Source organism: Priestia sp. USM5 (assembly GCF_058323215.1).
In genome coordinates this window covers 1,161,990-1,180,417 of sequence record NZ_JBSGKN010000001.1, presented here as the reverse complement: position 1 = coordinate 1,180,417, position 18,428 = coordinate 1,161,990, and the positions used below count along the sequence as shown (strand labels likewise).

General features: G+C 35.5%; 18 protein-coding genes. 2 read left to right on the top strand and 16 right to left on the bottom strand.

All coding sequences use genetic code 11. From position 1 onward, the window contains the following. Positions 1-172: 172 nt before the first annotated feature. The 4 genes from ACWATA_RS06180 to ACWATA_RS06165 all read right to left on the bottom strand — a co-directional run bounded on the left by ACWATA_RS06180 (position 173) and on the right by ACWATA_RS06165 (position 5,432). Positions 173-1,207 (bottom strand): LacI family DNA-binding transcriptional regulator, encoded by a 1,035-nt coding sequence (locus ACWATA_RS06180; protein WP_154992214.1) that lies wholly within the window; start codon positions 1,205-1,207, stop codon positions 173-175. Positions 1,208-1,623: 416 nt separating this feature from the next. Continuing rightward, positions 1,624-3,162 carry a UDP-glucose--hexose-1-phosphate uridylyltransferase gene (gene galT, locus ACWATA_RS06175; protein ID WP_261764029.1) on the bottom strand — a complete coding sequence of 513 codons (1,539 nt, stop codon included), beginning with the start codon at positions 3,160-3,162 and terminating at the stop codon, positions 1,624-1,626. 78 nt (positions 3,163-3,240) lie between these two features. Beyond that, positions 3,241-4,230 carry a UDP-glucose 4-epimerase GalE gene (gene galE / locus ACWATA_RS06170; RefSeq protein WP_154992216.1) on the bottom strand — a complete coding sequence of 330 codons (990 nt, stop codon included), beginning with the start codon at positions 4,228-4,230 and terminating at the stop codon, positions 3,241-3,243. Between the two features lie 20 nt (positions 4,231-4,250). After that, a complete protein-coding gene (locus tag ACWATA_RS06165; protein WP_430093604.1) occupies positions 4,251-5,432 on the bottom strand; it encodes a galactokinase in 1,182 nt (393 codons plus the stop codon). A 743-nt stretch (positions 5,433-6,175) separates the two neighbouring features. Between ACWATA_RS06165 and ACWATA_RS06160 the strand changes: the two genes are divergently transcribed. Continuing rightward, the gene (locus tag ACWATA_RS06160) at positions 6,176-7,429 is read left to right on the top strand and encodes an MFS transporter (RefSeq protein ID WP_430093601.1); all 1,254 of its coding nucleotides are present in this window, start codon (positions 6,176-6,178) and stop codon (positions 7,427-7,429) included. A gap of 34 nt (positions 7,430-7,463) precedes the next feature. After that, complete coding sequence (locus ACWATA_RS06155; protein ID WP_154992219.1) at positions 7,464-8,078, top strand: sugar O-acetyltransferase; 615 nt, start codon at positions 7,464-7,466, stop codon at positions 8,076-8,078. A 136-nt stretch (positions 8,079-8,214) separates the two neighbouring features. Here the strand turns inward: ACWATA_RS06155 and ACWATA_RS06150 are convergent, their stop codons facing one another. The 12 genes from ACWATA_RS06150 to ACWATA_RS06095 all read right to left on the bottom strand — a co-directional run bounded on the left by ACWATA_RS06150 (position 8,215) and on the right by ACWATA_RS06095 (position 18,277). Continuing rightward, positions 8,215-9,255 carry a LacI family DNA-binding transcriptional regulator gene (locus ACWATA_RS06150; protein WP_154992220.1) on the bottom strand — a complete coding sequence of 347 codons (1,041 nt, stop codon included), beginning with the start codon at positions 9,253-9,255 and terminating at the stop codon, positions 8,215-8,217. Between the two features lie 581 nt (positions 9,256-9,836). Then, positions 9,837-10,673, bottom strand: a complete 837-nt coding sequence (locus tag ACWATA_RS06145; RefSeq protein ID WP_154992221.1) for an alpha/beta fold hydrolase — start codon at positions 10,671-10,673, stop codon at positions 9,837-9,839. Between the two features lie 36 nt (positions 10,674-10,709). Further along, positions 10,710-11,801, bottom strand: coding sequence for a low temperature requirement protein A (locus ACWATA_RS06140; protein WP_154992222.1), 1,092 nt, complete (start codon positions 11,799-11,801; stop codon positions 10,710-10,712). A 256-nt stretch (positions 11,802-12,057) separates the two neighbouring features. Beyond that, entirely contained in the window at positions 12,058-12,702 is a 645-nt protein-coding gene (ycaC, locus tag ACWATA_RS06135) for an isochorismate family cysteine hydrolase YcaC (RefSeq protein ID WP_098999684.1), read from the bottom strand. 172 nt (positions 12,703-12,874) lie between these two features. Beyond that, positions 12,875-13,441 (bottom strand): NADPH-dependent FMN reductase, encoded by a 567-nt coding sequence (locus tag ACWATA_RS06130; protein WP_154992224.1) that lies wholly within the window; start codon positions 13,439-13,441, stop codon positions 12,875-12,877. Between the two features lie 155 nt (positions 13,442-13,596). Beyond that, a complete protein-coding gene (locus ACWATA_RS06125) occupies positions 13,597-14,535 on the bottom strand; it encodes a ring-cleaving dioxygenase (protein ID WP_033580060.1) in 939 nt (312 codons plus the stop codon). A 142-nt stretch (positions 14,536-14,677) separates the two neighbouring features. Further along, a complete protein-coding gene (locus tag ACWATA_RS06120) occupies positions 14,678-15,076 on the bottom strand; it encodes a DoxX family protein (RefSeq protein ID WP_028414851.1) in 399 nt (132 codons plus the stop codon). 541 nt (positions 15,077-15,617) lie between these two features. After that, positions 15,618-15,899, bottom strand: a complete 282-nt coding sequence (locus ACWATA_RS06115) for a hypothetical protein (protein WP_028409889.1) — start codon at positions 15,897-15,899, stop codon at positions 15,618-15,620. A gap of 10 nt (positions 15,900-15,909) precedes the next feature. After that, the gene (locus ACWATA_RS06110; RefSeq protein WP_165636226.1) at positions 15,910-16,299 is read right to left on the bottom strand and encodes an SHOCT-like domain-containing protein; all 390 of its coding nucleotides are present in this window, start codon (positions 16,297-16,299) and stop codon (positions 15,910-15,912) included. Between the two features lie 11 nt (positions 16,300-16,310). Then, positions 16,311-16,676, bottom strand: a complete 366-nt coding sequence (locus ACWATA_RS06105) for a DUF2089 domain-containing protein (protein WP_028409887.1) — start codon at positions 16,674-16,676, stop codon at positions 16,311-16,313. 225 nt (positions 16,677-16,901) lie between these two features. Next, positions 16,902-17,708, bottom strand: a complete 807-nt coding sequence (locus ACWATA_RS06100; protein WP_328132802.1) for a DUF2262 domain-containing protein — start codon at positions 17,706-17,708, stop codon at positions 16,902-16,904. A gap of 92 nt (positions 17,709-17,800) precedes the next feature. After that, the gene (locus tag ACWATA_RS06095) at positions 17,801-18,277 is read right to left on the bottom strand and encodes a hypothetical protein (protein ID WP_176343578.1); all 477 of its coding nucleotides are present in this window, start codon (positions 18,275-18,277) and stop codon (positions 17,801-17,803) included. Positions 18,278-18,428: the final 151 nt, after the last annotated feature.

Here is an 18,428-nt window from a genome sequence, read left to right as displayed (position 1 = left end):
TTTTCATATTTCTTTTTCTCTTTTAATTCTCTATATAATTTCAGTAAACGCTTACCTAATAATTATCACTTAATATTTTGAATATTTCTGGTAGTAATTTTTAAAAGGACTATGTAATTCTATTAACTCACCGCTATACTTGATCACCTCCTTCTTTATACATGCTATTTTGTTACTTAGCTTGGCAGCTTTTTCTTATAATCAATTCTGTATCAAGAACTACTCTAGTAGATATATTTCTTCCATTTAATCGATCCCATAAAAGCTTAGCTGCCATTTTACCCATTTCCTCTGCATGAATTTTCACAGTAGAAAGAGGTGGGTTTAGAAATTCTGCTGCTTCAATATCGTCAAAACTAATAAGTGAGATATCTTCTGGAACATTAATACCTTCCTCATAGAGAGCTCTCAACGCACCTATAGCCATTGGGTCACTTGCAATAATCATGGCACTTGGTAAATTTCCTTTTTCTATAGCTTGCTTCATTAATTCATATCCACTACTTGGCCCCCACTCTCCTATAAATACATTTTCAGGATTATATAAGCCCTTTTGTCTCATTAACTTTTCATAGGAAACCTTCCGCGCATCTTCTATTTCTTTAATAACTCTCCCACTATCTACGCTTTTAATATTATCTAGGCCTCCTAGATAGCCAATATTATAATGATTTAGTTTGGTTAAATGATTGAGTACTACTTCGATAGCTCTTTCCAAGTCTGAGGCGACTACATCGTAATTTCCTTCACGTGGTAAATGATTTACAAGTACCACATTTTCATTTTCGTAATAGATGTCTCTTAATGACTTTAAATCTACTCCTCCAATAACGATTAGACCATCTAAATTATGTAGTTCCTCTAACGATATCCCCTTTTCCAATCGGAATATATTTTTAATATTTAAAGGAATCTGTTCACAAGCAATTTCTAATCCGAGACGAATTGAAAGAAAGTAAGGATCATGCACTTCATCTTCCTGAGCAAGAGCTGAAATAATACCAATGCTGTATGCATTATCCTGATTCGTTTTAAGCTTTTTTGCACTCTTCTTTTTTCGCGGCTTATAATTTAGGAAATCTGCAGTTTGCCATACCCGTTTTCTTGTATCTTCTGAAACCGATAAAGTATGGTCACTACTTAATATTCGCGAGACTGTAGCAATAGATACATTCGCTTCGCGTGCAACGTCCTTTATCTTTGTCATTTCAATTCCACACCTATCTTTTTAGTAAAATATATTTTTATTTTAGTTAAAATTACTAAAATCATATTTATAATATAGCAAGAATAACGCTTACAATCAAGATAATTTTAGTTAAAAATGATTTTGAATGATATTCCTCATTATTATAGTTTAAAGCAAATAATAAAAGCCTTTTAATACCAACAGCTTTATAAATTTCATATAGTAAATAAAGTTCAAATTCACTTTATGATATTTAATTTAATTATATTTTTTACTAAAATTAAATTAAATTAAGTAAAAAAATTAATTTTATCGCCAAATACTTATAAAATCCTATTATGAAAACACCTTCTAATACGCAACTCCACATTAAAAATAACTAAATCGATAAAGTCTAGTTATACTAATACTTTATCGATTTAGTTATTTTCAGTCTAGATTTTCTCTATCATACTTTTATTTGAAAGATGATTCATGAACTCTTTAAACGCTTGCTGACCTTGGCTGTCACGTTTAAATACGCCCGCATGTTCAAGAATTTCCTTAAAAACAATGCCTATTTCTTTTCTTAAAATTTCATGTACATTTTCACTTGAGAGTTCTGCATATTTCTCTTTTATCTCTTTTGCCCATTCTAAATGCTTAGAAATCTTTTTTTGTCTTATAATTTCTTTTTCAAATTCCCTTGATAAAAGGCTTTGTGCTAATAAGTTCATTTCCTCTTTTAAACGGCCTGGTAATACAGCAAGACCCATTACTTCAATTAAACCAATATTCTCTTTTTTGATATGATGTACTTCCTCATGAGGATGGAAAATACCCATTGGATGTTCATGAGTTATTCGATTGTTACGGAGGACAAGGTCCACTTCAAATAATTCTCCTCTTCTCCTTACAATTGGTGTAATGGTATTATGGGGAACTTTATCTGTAAATGCCAAAATCTCAACGTTAACGTCGCTATATATCTTCCAAGTTCGTAAAATATAATCTGCCAAATTTGTAAGCTCGGCCTGCTCTTTTCCTTGCAAGCGAATAACAGACATAGGCCATTTAACAATACCTACTCTTATGTTTGGATAATCTCTAAACACAAACTCTTTTTCGATTTCCGCCTTTGCCATAGGAAAATCATGATGACCGCCTTGGAAATGATCATGTGCTAAAATGGATCCCCCTACAATTGGTAAATCTGCATTCGAACCAAGAAAATAATGCGGGAATTGATGAACAAACTCTAAAAGGCGTTCAATTGTTTTTCTTGATATTTTCATAGGACGGTGGTCACCTGAGAAAACAATTGCGTGCTGATGATAATAAACATAAGGTGAGAATTGTAAAAACCATTGTTCTTTGTTTAACTCTACTGGAATAATTCGATGGTTTTGCCTTGCTGAGTAATTTACACGTCCTGAATATCCCGCATTTTCCTTGCACAGCAAACATTTTGGGTAAGAAGTTTGCCTGATGTTCTTTGCAGCAATAATAGCTTCAGGATCTTTTTCAGGTTTAGATAGATTAATAGTTATCTCTAAGTCTCCATACTCTGTAGAGACCAACCACTGTTCATTTTTTGCAATACGATCTGTCCGAATATAGTTAACATCCTTTGAAAACTGATAGAAAGCTTTTGTCGACGCTTGTGCTCCTTCTCTTTCATAGCGTTCAAAGAAACAGCGGTTTATCTCGGAGGGAAGTGGTACAAAGCTAGCCATTAGCCTTGTATCTAACAATTCTCGATAAGTCACCGTATTATTTTTCAGGCGCCCTTTTTCTGCTGCCCAATCTACTATTTTTTCTAATATTTCCGTAGGAGTATCAGCTACTTCCTCTACTATCTCTAGCCTTTCACAATCATCAAGTTGCAATACCTCTAATAGTTTGTTGCGAACTACATCTACATCCCAACTAGTTATTAGTTTTTTATCTAAACCATATTGGATCAATCGTTCAATTTGCTCAAAAATACTGATTGCCATACTTACTGCTCCTTTATTAAAAAAGAATAGAAATTGAATGTTGACTGGCTTTTACCTAGTCATCACGCTGTATCATTTACTGTAACCACTCGGATGCATTTGGAACCAATTCCATGCACTTTCAATTATCTCTTCAAGAGATGTATAGCGAGGCTGCCATCCTAACTCATTTATTGCTTTTTCTGAAGAAGCAACGAGTTTGGCAGGATCTCCTACACGTCTTGGCGCCACTTCTACTGGAATTAATTTCCCCGTTACATTACGTGCAGCGTCAATGACTTCTTTTACAGTAAATCCGTTGCCATTTCCTAAGTTGTAGGTAGAACTTCTATGACCGCGACGTAATTTATTAATTGCTAAAACATGAGCGTCAGCTAAATCTGTTACGTGTATATAGTCACGTACACACGTGCCATCATGGGTTTGATAGTCATCTCCAAAGATACTAATTTTTTCTCTTTTCCCTAATGCAACTTGTAAAACAATTGGAATAAGGTGAGTTTCAGGGGTATGGTCTTCTCCTAATTTCCTGTCCATATGAGCACCCGCTACGTTGAAATAACGCAACACTACATATCTCATGCCATAAGCTTGTTCAGACCATCTCAACATTTTTTCAATTGCCAATTTAGTTTCTCCATATGGATTTGTTGGGTCTGTAGGAGCGTCTTCTAAAATAGGAAAGCTTTTTGCTTCGCCATATGTAGCAGCAGTTGAAGAAAACACAATTTTTTTCACACCATGTTTAATCATTACACGAAGTAAACAAAGAGCCCCATATACGTTGTTATCATAATACATCAAAGGATCCTCAACACTTTTACTTACAAGTGAATCAGCAGCAAAATGAATAACCGCTTCAATATTATGCATTGTAAAGATATCATCTAAAAATGGGCTATCACGCAAGTCACCAACATAGAATTTTGCCCCTCCTAACACTGCTTGAGGATGCCCTGTTTGTAAATTGTCAACTACAATTACTTCTTCCCCTTTGTCCAGAAGTTCAGAAACTGTATGACTTCCAATGTATCCTGCTCCCCCACAAACTAAAATAGCCATGACGTTTTCCTCCCTCTACTTTATACTGTTTCGCAAACTAGTTCTTTTGCTCCTCCACCAACTTGTACAACATAAAAGTCTGCTATTAGACCTGTTTCTGCTGTATAATTACGGCCTACTTGTTCAATAAATATATCAACTTTATTCTTTTTTACGATATTAACTGTACAACCTCCGAAGCCTGCCCCAGTCATACGCGAACCAATTACACCTTCTTGCAACCACGCTGCTTTTACCAATGTATCTAATTCTTTTCCAGTCACTTCGTAGTCATTTTGTAAGGACTCATGAGACTCTCTCATTAATTTACCAAATCCACTAATATCGCCCTGCTGCAATTTAATAACTGCCTCTTTTGTACGAGAGTTTTCATATACAGCATGTTTAGCTCGCTTACGATCACCTTCATCTTGGATAAGGTATTTATGCTGTTCAAATTGCTCTGGAGTTAAATCTCCTAATGATTTAATGGAAAGCTTCAATTTCAATTGTTTTAATGCTCTTTCACACTCTGTACGACGCTCATTATATTTAGAGTCTGCCAGGCCTCTACGTTTATTTGTATTTGCAATAATTAAAGAGGTCCCTTGGAGCTCAAGTGGACTGTACATATAGTCTAATGTTTGACAGTTTAATAAAATGGCATGGTCATCCTTTCCCATACCAATAGCAAACTGATCCATAATACCGCAGTTTACGCCAATAAACTCATTTTCTGCTTGTTGACTCATTTTTACCATGTTGATCATATCAATGTTTAGATTAAACAACCCTTTTAGTAATACAGAAGTTACTAATTCAATAGAAGCAGAAGAAGATAAACCTGCTCCATTTGGGATATTTCCGTAAAATAATACATCAAAACCCTTCTCTATTCTGTAACCGTGTTTTTTAAACGTATAAATAATTCCTTTAGGATAATTAGACCACTCATGAGAGTCTTCATATTCAAGATTCTCTAATGAGAATTCAATCACACCACGATCTTCAAAATTCATTGAATACATTCTTACCATTTTGTCATCTCGTTTTCGTACAATTGCATAGGTCCCGATATTTAAAGCACAAGGAAAGACATGTCCTCCATTATAATCTGTATGCTCACCAATTAAATTGACACGCCCCGGTGCAAAAAACATTCTATTTTGTTCAATCGATGTATTAAAAATTCTTGTAAATTGTTTAAGTAAATCTAGCTCCATTTTTATTCCTCCCATCAGATAATTCTTTAAATAAGCATTTTATATCTAGATTTTAGAACATTCCCATTGTTGTATGAGCTGGTATTAACTATGAAAATCAATTATAAAAAAGATAAAATTTAACTTAAATTTTATCTTTTTTACTAAAATTATATATGTAATATATCAAGAAGAACACTTACATGCAACAAGTTTTGTATATTATAAATTGTTTCACTTGAGAATGTTGTAAGCGGAGAACATGCCCTATAATGCAGATAAGAACTGGAAAACATATCTTTTTTATTCTCCTAGGCTCCTAAGAAATAGTTAGCTATAAGTTGCTATATATGGAGGCAGGGATTCTATGAATTTAAAACCTTATATATAGCATTAAATTTTATGATTAAAATAGAGTTATGTAAATTTTAAAAATATTATTGATTGTAAACGTTTTTTTTGATATATTTCATTTATCGAGTTTTACTAAAATTAAGTAAAAATAAACAAATGTAGATTTACTTCTAGAAAGTGGTGATCAGATGAAATTAATCCAATTCAAAAAGATATTTTTCCTAAAAAGATGGGTTTTTAATTAGAGGCAAGCGTTTAATATCAGCAGATTGCTTAATTCTTATAGGCAATCCATCTTCTATTAAATCTAATGAAAGCGGGAACAACGATGCTTTGAATGAATACTAAAATGAAATTAACAGATTGAAGTAATAGTAGTTTTCTTCTGAAATATGATGGAGGTAATTAAAATGAGAAAATTGAATAAGCACTTTTGGGTATTTGGATCATTTTTCTATTTATACTTTTTTATTTGGGCAGCCTGTTTACCTTTTCTATCACTTTGGTTAACCGAGGTAGTGGGATTAAATTCAACAAAAACTGGCATCGTTTTTTCAGCTATGTCAATTGCAGCTATTTGTTACCAGCCATTCTTCGGCATTGTCTCAGACAAATTGGGGTTAAAAAAGAACTTAATATGGATATTTATTGTGCTATTAGTGTTCATTGCACCGTTTTTTATATTTGTATATCAACCTTTATTACAGACAAATGTGATAGTTGGTTCATTAATTGGAGGCGTTTACTTAGGAGCTGTATTTAATGGAGGCGTTGGGGCCATTGAAGCATATATAGAAAAAGTGAGCCATAGCAGTTCATTTGAATATGGTAGAGTAAGAATGTTTGGTTGTTTGGGAGCTGCCACAGGTACCTTTTTGACTGGACAATTGTTTAATTCAAATCCCAATGCTGTTTTTTGGGTTAGCTCAATAACTGCTGTTCTTTTAGCTCTTGTGTTCTATTTTGTAAAAATGGATGTAACTGATTCTCATACAACTAGAAATGTTTCTACATCATCTAATCCCAAGGTTAGTACATTATCTATCTTTCGAGATAAAAAGTTTTGGTTTCTTGTCTTGTACGTTATGGGTGTAGGATGTATTTATGATGTGTACGATCAACAGTTTTCTGTATTCTTTACTCATTTCTTTGCAACACCAGAAAAAGGAACAGAGGTTTTTGGAAACCTTTACACTGTACAGATATTTATGGAAGCAATTGTAATGTTATTGGCACCTTTTATTATTAAAAAAATCGGAGCAAAGAATGCTTTGTTATACGCTGGTTGTATTATGTCTATAAGAATCATAGGTTCAGGATTAGCTGACGGACCTGTGGCCATAAGTTTATTGAAGTTAATGCATGCATTAGAAGTTCCAATTTTATTAGTAGCTATTTTTAAATATATCTCAGCTAATTTTGACATGAGGATGTCAGCTACTATTTATTTAATTGGATTTCAATTTTCAAAACAAGTAGGTGCTATATTCTTATCAACTATTGTAGGAAATATGTATGATACAGTCGGATTTAAAAGCGCTTACCTTTTATTAGGAACGATTGCACTTGTTTTTACAGTCATTTCTTTCTTCACTCTATCAGGTCATAAATCACTGAATGTTCATGAAACTTCTTTACAAAAGGTTCAAAAAGATAGTGCATAATTAAATCCTACTTGCATATGGAAAGGATCAGAATATGAAATCTAAAGAAATTAAAGAAAGAATCCATAACCAAAAACTTTATTATTGCAACGACGATTCCTTGATATCAGAGCAAATAAACTATTTGGAGCTATTGTATATTTTTAATCACTCACGTCCAAGTGAGCATGCTGTAAGAAGCAATATATTAAAACAGTTGTTTTCTGAAATAGGAGAAGATTGTTATATAGAACCTCCTCTTCATGCAAATTGGGGAGGGAAAAATGTTCATTTTGGTAACAGTGTGTACGCGAATTTTAATTTGACTCTTGTTGACGACTGTAACATCTTCGTTGGTGACAATGTTATGTTTGGTCCCAATGTTACAATTTCTGCTGGAACACATCCTATACATCCAAACTTAAGGCGGAAAAAAGCCCAATATAATGTTCCAATCTATATAGAAGATAATGTCTGGATAGGAGCACAATCTGTGGTACTTCCAGGTGTACGGATTGGAGAAAATACTGTTATAGGTGCTGGTAGCGTGGTTACCACAAGTATACCTGCTAATGTAGTAGCCGTTGGAAACCCTTGCAGAGTTATAAGAGAAATTAATAATAGAGATATGAGATATTATTATAAAGATTTAGAAATAGATATAGAATAAAAGAATTTGAGTAATGCAAAATACAAAATATATTACAAAAAATACATTATCTAGCTAAACAGATGAAAAAGCCGATTCTTATTTGTAATAAGAAACCGACTTTTTCATCTGTTTATTGTAAAAAGACTATCAACTATTACTTGGGCTGACAACTATCTCTTAAGATAAAATCTGCTGCTAGTACAGCTTTTATCGGTATGCTTCGCCCTTTTAGCCGATCATATAAAAGTTTCACCGCCATTTTTCCCATCTCATCGGTATGAATTTTCACCGTTGAAAGTGGAGGATTCAAGTATGCAGCTGCTTCAATATCATCAAAACTTATAATAGAAAGGTCTTGTGGTACTTTTATGTTAGCTTCGTTTAGTGCACGCATTGCTCCTATGGCCATTGGATCACTCGCAATCAACATGGCACTTGGCAAGGAACCTTTCTCTATAAACTTTTTCATTAACTGATATCCTCCATTGGGTCCCCATTCCCCAATTAATACATTTTCACTTCTATATAAACCTTTTTCTTTCATTACCTTCTCGTATGTAACTTTTCGCTGATCATCAATTTCCGTATATTCAAATTCACTTAACCTTTTGATCGTATGTCTACCACCAATGTATCCAATATTAGTATGGTTCAGTTCAAAAAGATAATGTAGAACCTTTTCAGTAGCAAGCTTAAAATCAGGTAAAACAGCGTCATAGTCACCTTCATCCGGTAAATAATCAACAAAAACAACGGAAGAGTTCCCATGATACAACTCTTTTAACTCTTTTGAATCAACTGCTCCGATTACTATTATTCCATCTAGCTCCCCTAGACCATTTAAATCCGGAAGAGGGTCATTTTTATTAACTCTCAGAACAGACGCAATATGAAAAGGCAGCTGTCCACAAGCTATTTCCACTCCCGAACGCATAGATAAGTAATAAGGATCCGTTATTTCATCTTCTTTAGAAACCGTTGAGATTAGTGCGATATTATATACGTCATCTCTTTTATTTTTTTCATTTTTGTTAGCCCTTTTTCTTGGTGGCTTATAATTTAATAAATTAGCTACTTCTATTACCCGTTTCCTTGTATCCTCAGTTACTGACAATGTTTGATCATTGTTCAATATTCTCGATACAGTCGCAATAGATACATGTGCTTCACGTGCGATATCCTTTATTGTCGTCATTCCATCACCATACCATAGTAAATTATTTTATCTTAATACATTAAATTTACTAAATTTACATACTGTATAGCAAGAAAATGATTTTATATCCTATTTGGCATTACGCTTTTATCAGGAATAAATTTTGTTCTAGTTAAAGAAATAAGAAAAAATTTATCAAATAAAGAGGTTGAGACATAACGAAACAAATTCAATTCAAAGGTGAGCAACTAGGATACATGAGCTGGACTGCCTGTGACACCGCAGTTGATTTCCATGCAAGACTTCGCTTTCCGCGGGCGGCCGCTGAGCCCGCAGGAGTCTTCGCCTTGCCCTTCAATCAACTGCTAGAAGGAATGAAACCGATGAAATTATATTCACCATCACAAAAAAACGAACCAAGAATCAAACATGTTGATCAATGGTTCGTTTTTCATTTGGGCTAAAATCCTTTTGCCCCAGCCTCTTTATTTTTACCAATTTTTCTAGTGATAGTAAGTAGAAAAGAATAAAGCAAAAGTTATTATAGCTATTTATGGATGTCACTTGTAATCTGATGATTAAGAATCAGATATGTCACCCTACAAAACCATCACTTACATTCAGTCTCTTAAAAACGACAGCAGCGCTTCGTTAAATTCATGTGCATGCGTTGCATTTAAGCCGTGTGGACCGCCTTTTATTAAGGCTAATTTGGAACCAGAAATGGCTTCATGCGTTCGCTTTCCGCTATATTCAAATGGAACGATCTCGTCTGCATCACCGTGAATAATAAGAGTCGGTATTGTAAACTTAGCTAAATCGTCTCTGAAATCCGTTTTGCTGAAAGCAGCTATACAGTCTAATGTTCCTTTGGGCGATGCAGCTGCTGCAATATCCCGGTTGTACAGTCGAAATGGTTCGCTGACTAAGCCCTTTCCGTCTTCAGCTCCAAAAAATGTTTTTGTAAAATCATCAAGAAAAGCTAAACGATCATTTTTTACGCCGTTTTCAAATTCTTGAATGCCTGCGTCATCTAATGCTCCTTCAGGATGATCCTCTGACTTGTAAAGAAATGGTGGTACGGCTCCTGCAAATACGGCTTTTTCTACTCTATCCGTGCCGTACGTTCCTACATAACGGGCTACTTCTCCGCCACCCATTGAAAATCCAACAAGTGTCACATTTTTTAAATCCAAATGTTCTAGCAGCTGATGTAAATCAGCAGCGAATGTATCATAATCGTAGCCGTCCCATGGCTGAGAAGACTTGCCGAATCCTCGGCGGTCATACGTGATGACTCTGTGTCCAGCCTCAATAAGAGCCGGAACTTGATATTCCCAAGAACGTCCGCTTAGTGGCCAGCCGTGAATTAAGACAACCGGCTTTCCTGTCCCGTGATCCTCATAGTATAGTTCAATAGGTGCTTCATTTTCTGTTCCTACCGTAATTTTTGCCATTTCGCTACCTCCATTATATAGTCGTTCTTTATTTGGTTAAGTGGTCGTAAACCTAGCGTAGATCATAAAAAAGATCGCTAATTCTCCTATAATAACAGTGCTGGGAACAATCAGTATTAAGTTAATAATAAAAAACAGCGCTAAAATCCCTAAAAACATTCCCAAGTGATACACTTTCAAACGATGTTGTTCAAATCTATATTGGTGAAACACAAGAGTGGTTGCCATGAAATAAAGCAGCACGGATCCGAATACAAAATATAAGCTGAATGTGTACTGAACTTCATGTAAAAACATGAGCTTAATCGATGCTGCAATCATGCTTAGAGACATGAGGATAAGTAAGTGTCCGTAAATAATCGTTTGTCCGGCTCTTTGAATAGACTTGTTTACTTTCTTTTCTACATTCTCAAAGTACTGCCACCACATAGCAATAATCAGGACAAATGAAATAACCGAAAATAAAATGGTATTCCAGTCCCCTTCTTGTGGCTGTATCACAGCAAGAATGCTGACAACGGATTCTCCGAACAGGATTAATGTTAACAAAGCAAAACGCTCTAATAAATGAGCGGTGTTGGTCGGTAATTTTGCCAGTCTATTATGCCCTAAAACAGGTAAAATCATATCAACTGCAATCCCTGTATACAACACGGCGTAGCGAATCCATGAATCAAAAAGAAGCGAAAGAAGCGAGATAAAGATCCCAATTCCAAAGCATGTACCTAAAAATACAGCAACTTTTTTTCGTTCATCTCGTTCAAATTTTTGAACAATAAGGTATTGAATCGAGGTTAACGCTCTTAGCCCAATATAGCCAATCAAAAAAGAGACGTAATATTGATCAAAATCTACGGACAAGCTTGAGATCATAATAAGAACAAACAGCATTTGAAGAATCATAAAGATGCGCTGATGCAAAAAATCTTGTCCAAACCGATTGATAAACATCGTTTGTCCGGTCCACGCCCACCATATAGGAATAAAGATTAGTACAAACTTTAACAAATACTCTCCATGAATATACCCTTGTTCAACGTGAAGCAAAACATGCGTAGCAGTAGCAACGGCTGCCACAAATAACAAATCATAAAAAAGCTCCAGCCACGTAACTTTTTTTTCTTCCACTACTCCGCATCCCTTCCTATCATTTACCAGGCTGTCGTGAATGTACTTTATTTTATATATAAGAGACGCATACTTCATGAAAGGCAGCTTAGTAAAAGATAGGTGAGCCAACGGTTCATCAGTCGGCTCACCTATCTAACAATTACTTTTATGTTGTTACATTTTCTCCGTCACATAAATGATCCATAGATGCCATTCTACTTTCGTGTTTTATATGTAAAGAAAACGACCGATGCCAAACTTAAGCTCCGCTACGTTAGACACTCTGCTTGCTGAAATCGCGCTGAGCTCCTCTATAGCTGCCCATCAAGTTTTGATAACCAGGAAGATGACTAGAAATTAAATTGCCAAAACCTTCAACGTCGTTGCGCCAGTCACGCTGCAGCTCGCACGCTACGCTAAACCAGTTCATAAGCTGAGCGCCGCCATGAGCCATACGTGTTAATGCTGCATCCGCTACTTGCTTATTAAAAGTCCCTGAAGCATCTGTCACAACAAACACTTCGTAGCCTGCTTTAATGGCAGAAAGCGCAGGAAAAGCGACGCAGACGTCTGTCACTACACCCGCGATAATCAGCTGTTTTTTCCCAGTCGCTTTAATGGCTTTAACAAAGTCTTCATTGTCCCACGCGTTAATTTGTCCAGGACGAGCTATTTTTGGGGCGTCAGGAAACAAATCCACGAGTTCCCCCATTAGCGGGCCGTTGGGTCCATTTTCAAAGCTAGTTGTTAAAATAACCGGTAAATCAAAGAATTTAGCCGTATCACCAAGAGCCAATACGTTGTTTTTAAATTCATCAACACCATAATCACGTACAAGGCCGGAAATAAGGCCCGTTTGGTGGTCAACTAAAAGCACGGCAGCATCATCTTTTGAAAGGCGAGAGTAAAGATCAGACATTTTATCATCCTCCTTAAATTAAGGCAAGTAAGGACACGTACCTTTTCCATTCCTTACAAGCGGTCTATCATTTGAACGGTTTTTTGGATTTCATTTATAATCTGTTGAGTAAAACATGTATAGAAAGAAAAGTTATTTCTGAGGTGAAGGTTCGTGAGGTGTGTTCTCTTTCTTAATCTAGAACAGGAACAGGCGCTTGATCAATCCAATGAATGAACTGCTGTAAGTAGCGCTGAAGATAGCGTTTCGTTGACTCATCAGTTAGGACCTTTTGTTGAGCATCAACTTTTTCATGAACTTGCGAAATCAGCATTTTTTGAAATGGTAAAACATGAACTTGCATCGCTTCCAGTACTTCTCTGGTTTGCTTTTGAGCAAAAGCCGTACCGAAGCCTCCTGGAGTTGCGCCAATGAGACCAACTGGTTTTCTGTTTAAAACAGAAGAAGTCCGAGGCCTTGATGCCCAGTCCAAAGCATTTTTTAATACTCCTGTAATTCCGGAATTGTACTCTGGACTTACAATGATAACACCGTCAACATCTTGAATCGCAGCTCTAAAGGATGCGACAGATTCTGGTGATCCGTCAACTTCTAAGTCTTCATTAAAAAAAGGCAGGCTGCTTATTTCAATCCAGCGATATTGAGCTGAGTCATCTAATGTAGTCAATGACTCAGCAATCATTCGGTTATACGAATTCTTTCGTAAACTTCCACAAATAAGACCAATGGTTTTTGTCATCTATTCACCTCCTCACTTGGAATTAATTTCATATTACCACGGTGTTTCAAATATAGATATTAGTTTTATATATAGATAAATTAATTCCTTCTTTGTACCTAATTTAGGGTTAAACTAGCGTTTTACCATTACTAAAGGAATTATTTCAGTAAAATTCAGTCTAATTCTCTCACTTCAAAAGGAATCAAAGCTCTTTCAATTTGATCTCGATGGGTTTCGTACTGTTCAGGCAGCATGAGCTTTTCTCCCATTGTTTCAAGTGACTCATCATGTGCAAAGCCTGGAGGGTCTGTTGCAATTTCAAATAGAATTTCTCCGTGTTCTTTAAAGTAAATCGCATTAAAGTAATTTCGATCTCGAACAGCCGTCACTCCGTATCCGCTATCGGCTACGTATTTCTGCCATTCTAACTGATCTTCATCATCTTTTGCTCGCCATGCAATATGGTGAACCGTTCCAACGCCCATTTGCCCGCGTCCAATGGTTGTTAATTTTAAATCGATGATATTGCCGATGTCAGCTGATGATTGAAAACGTATAAAATCTCCTTCTTGCCCTACTTTTTGTAGACCCATTACGTTTTCTAATAATTGAGCTGTTTCATCAGGTCGAACCGATAATAACGTAGCGCCTCCGAATCCTTTAATAGCAACATCTGAATTAATTTCACCAGCTTGCCACGTATTCTTTTCACCTTCTTCTCTTTCCACAATCTCTAGATGCAAACCATGAGGATCGTCAAACTCTAAATACTGCTCTCCAAATCGCTCCATCTTTGTAGCTGGAACTCCAAACTTAGCTAATCGCTGTTCCCAAAAGCTCATCGCACCTTTTGGAACCACATACGAAGTGACCCCAACTTGCCCGTCACCTATTTTTCCTTGTCGTGCATTTGCCCACGGAAAGAATGTGATAATCGTTCCAGGTTTTCCGCCTTCATTCCCAAAGTAAAGGTGATACGTTCCTGGATCATCAAAGTTTACCGTTTGTTTGACCAAGCGTAATCCTAATACACCCGCGTAAAAATCAACATTTTCCTGAGGATGACCTACAATCGCCGTGATATGATGAATACCCGCTGTTTTTTTACTCATTACTACCATCTCCTTCGATACATTTTTCGTCATATATTTCGTTATCCCTTTTAAAATTAAAACTATTTATCGCAAATATCTCGAATTCGAGATATTTGTCAAAAAATAAAAGCACCACTCTTATTCCAACCCATTTTCTCTTTTAGAAAATAAACGTATCGAGTGCATAATAACCTGGTCCAGCAATAGCTACACCGATTGCTACAACTAAAAGCGTAAGATTATATTCATATCCGTTTTGTGTTGCCCAGTATCCATTTGGACCGTGTACTTTCACAATCGCCATGATCATTGTTCCGGCAATCAAAAGTGCTCCAAGCGGCGTAAGAAGTCCTGCAGCAAATAAAGCCCCGCCTACTAGCTCAGATAAACCAGCCATTAACGCCATTCTAACGCCTGGCTTCATTCCGATGGATTCAAACCATCCGCCCGTTCCTTTTAAGCCGTGGCCGCCAAACCATCCAAATAACTTCTGAGTTCCATGAGCCATAAAAGATAATCCAATGACCAAACGTATTAACAACAAACCAATACTCACCATTTTTTATTCCTCCTATTTTTTCATCATCTTAAAATCTCGAATTAAAATATCTTGAATTAAGGATAATTATAAAATCATATGGTTCCACTGTCAATATAAATTTTTATATTTTTTTATGGCTAGTTAAAAGGCTTAACGACTTATTAAAAACATATTCATGATTTTATGTGGATATGAGCACGGGGGTGGAAAATATAACGGCTGAACTTTGTTGTTCTTACTAAAAGTGAAGTGGTTTTTGAAACGCAACTATACTTAATGATTCTGAGCTAAATTGAGGCCCTTTTTTGTATCAAAACTTATTTCAAGACCTATAAACAGAAGCGTATACATAAATAAAAGAAGCAATCCCGTATCGCCAGAGTTTGCTCCTTCTATTTGGACACATAGAGAATACCCAACTGTTAGATAGTACTTGTGTGTATAACTAACCGAAGTGTTTTTCTACTTTCAAATATTTAAGACCTTTTATTAAATAAGCTCAGACACTCGGAACCATTTTTATTTTAGTTCTTTAAAGCCAACTGCACTTTACACTAAATTATAGTTTCACTCTAACTTCCGTACCATCAGTAGCTTTAACATCTACTAGTACCATTCCCTTATGTTTCTTTAGTTCCTTGACGATAGGCTTTAGCACACTTTTATCTATTAGCGGAAAAGTAAAGTTCAGCTCTTTTCTTTTAAAATGTTCTTTTGTCCATTTATCTATATGCTTCTGGATAAATTTCGAAAAAGCAACACTAATAGCAACGTTTAAAAGAGCATATGGAATTGGGATACTAAACCGAGCTTCTTTGGTTTTCACTTTTACATGAATCATAAGCGCACCGTTACTCAATGATGACTGAAACGGTATCTCCGTTCGCCGATTTAATATCAACAATCTGGCCATCTAACTCGTTTTCAATTGCTTCAACAATCAGGTTTATATCTATATCTTTTACATATTTTTCTGATTGAGGAATACTTGCTGCGATGCTGTGTCCAGCCATTAATACCAGCTTGACAAGCTTTATTGGCAAATTAACCCTCACATTATCATTTTCAGTTGAAACAACTCGAACTTTTAACGTTTTATCTAAATACGTATTCGGTTTCTTCAAAAGCTTATTGCTTGTTTCTTCTTTTTCTTTTAACACTTGAATCAGTTCTGATCCCTTTTCTGCATCAATTTTTCCTTCTTGAACCATTGTTAACACTTTTGTAATTTCCTCTTTCACAAAAATCCCCCCTATTCTTCTTTTAAGAGCTTGATGGCTTCTTCTGCTGTAATTTCACCATTTTCTAACATAGACACAACTTTTTTCTCGTCTACTTCGTTTTTCTTCTTTTCTACATACCCAAGAGATGAAATGATGTCAGTCAGCTTGCCTCGAACCGTTGGATATGAAACGCCCAGTTCTTTCTCAACTTCTTTGATATTTCCTCTGCACGTTAGAAACACTTCTACAAAATGAAGCTGATCACTCGATAAAGATGCCAGCTTAGATAATTCAAACTCATTTTCAATCGTCGTGTGACAATGGCTGCACTGTAGCTTTGTAATTTTTAACGTTTCACTGCAGACAGGACAATTTGTAAGTACTTTATAAGCCATAATCAAATCTCCTTCTTTTAGTTAATTTGATTATACAACAATTATTTAATATTAAAAACAATAAAATTAAATAATTTTAACTAATAAATTAAAAATTTAAATGTAAATTTCAATAATATTAATAATCCATTTTAACTCATCCACAAAATTAAATAAAAAAGAGAAGGATAAAAGCCTTCTCTTACACTACATAATTGTTTTTAAACTATCATTCAACCACTCTATTTATCCTGCAATTTGAGCCCTAGTAAAAGTCCCATTTATATTTCCTTCTACAACGATACTATGTCCTGCAAACATATCTCCATCAGAAAAATAAAAATCAAAATCACCTTCTGGATAAACGGATATAGTGTCTAAACTCATAAAATCCATAAACATTTCTTCTGTAATTTCCTCTATTTCATCCTCTTCCTGTAGCCAATCGTTTGCTAAATCGACCAGTTCCGCTGCGGCATACATTCTAATTTTCCGGCTCCATTTATCCTGCTCCCCAAAAAGTGTGTGTGCTGTCTTCAGCGCAGATTTCATCATACTTTCATCTTCATGCCAGTCGAAATACAGCTCGCACTGTTCATTCTCCCAAGCAATGTTTCTTTCAAAAACTTTAATACCCTTTTCAAGTGTAAACTTGCCAAATATCTCATCATGATAATAAACCGGCTTTACTGATTCTTTTACTATCGTTTCTAACTCTCCGTCTTCATACTCTGGTTCCAGAATGTTAACGAGCATCATTGAATCCGTTCCCGTACGTACTTGTAGCTTTACAACGGTATTACTTTGCAGTAGATTCATTGCTTTTTCCACTTCTTCCTCGTCCACTAGCCATCTAAGCTGTATCTCTTCTTTTTTGACAGCTTCATTTTCATCTAAACTTTTCCATGCGATTAAATCAATTGATGCTGTCCATAACGTCTCTTCACTGGACATTCCAGCACCAATCCCTACTGAACCTGTAACCGCTGCTATGTCAATTACGTCTTCTGAGAATCCTTTTTCAAATGTCTTTTTTTCATTGAATTCACTCATTTAATATACATTCCCCTCTTTAACTGCTGTTGAAAAATTCGCCCTAAATATATAGTCACAAACTGATATGTTAATTCTCTGCTTTTATCTTTTTATAGCGGTCCACCTTCAAAACCAATAGGCCATCCGCTTCTGTTGAACTTTACTTTATATTGAAATACATTGGGATAATCGCCGTAAACAAAAGCTAAAGAACATCCTGCAAGAATATGTCCGTCAAAATTTAAAAGCTGCCCAAAACTTACAGCGGACAGATAATAGACACTAAATTTTTGTGCAGAAATGAACTGCTTTAAATACTCGAATGACCTTTTAAGATAGATATGTAATTGTTTCAATATACAATCCGCCATTTCAACAAATTCCTCATATGGCTTTTCACTATTTCCCTCTATCGTAATTTCAACTTCTTCCCATTCTCCTATATCCGTACTCCAAAACCATCGCCTTGTAACTGGGACTTCAGCTTCATTTTCATCAAGTGGTTTAGATAGAACAAGTTTTTCATACCCATTTTGTTTGAAGTTAGAGATCGTATAGGTCCGTTCAGAGAACTCAAGATCACTCATTTATTCCTCCTCCCTTCTATGTTTTTACTTCTATGTAGAAATATGTTTTTGACTTACTACGTTTAATTTTAGTACTACACAAAGCGAACATCAATTGGATTACTCAGCCTCTTTCAATAAAAACTTTTACGTTTTTCTGATTACTGTTACT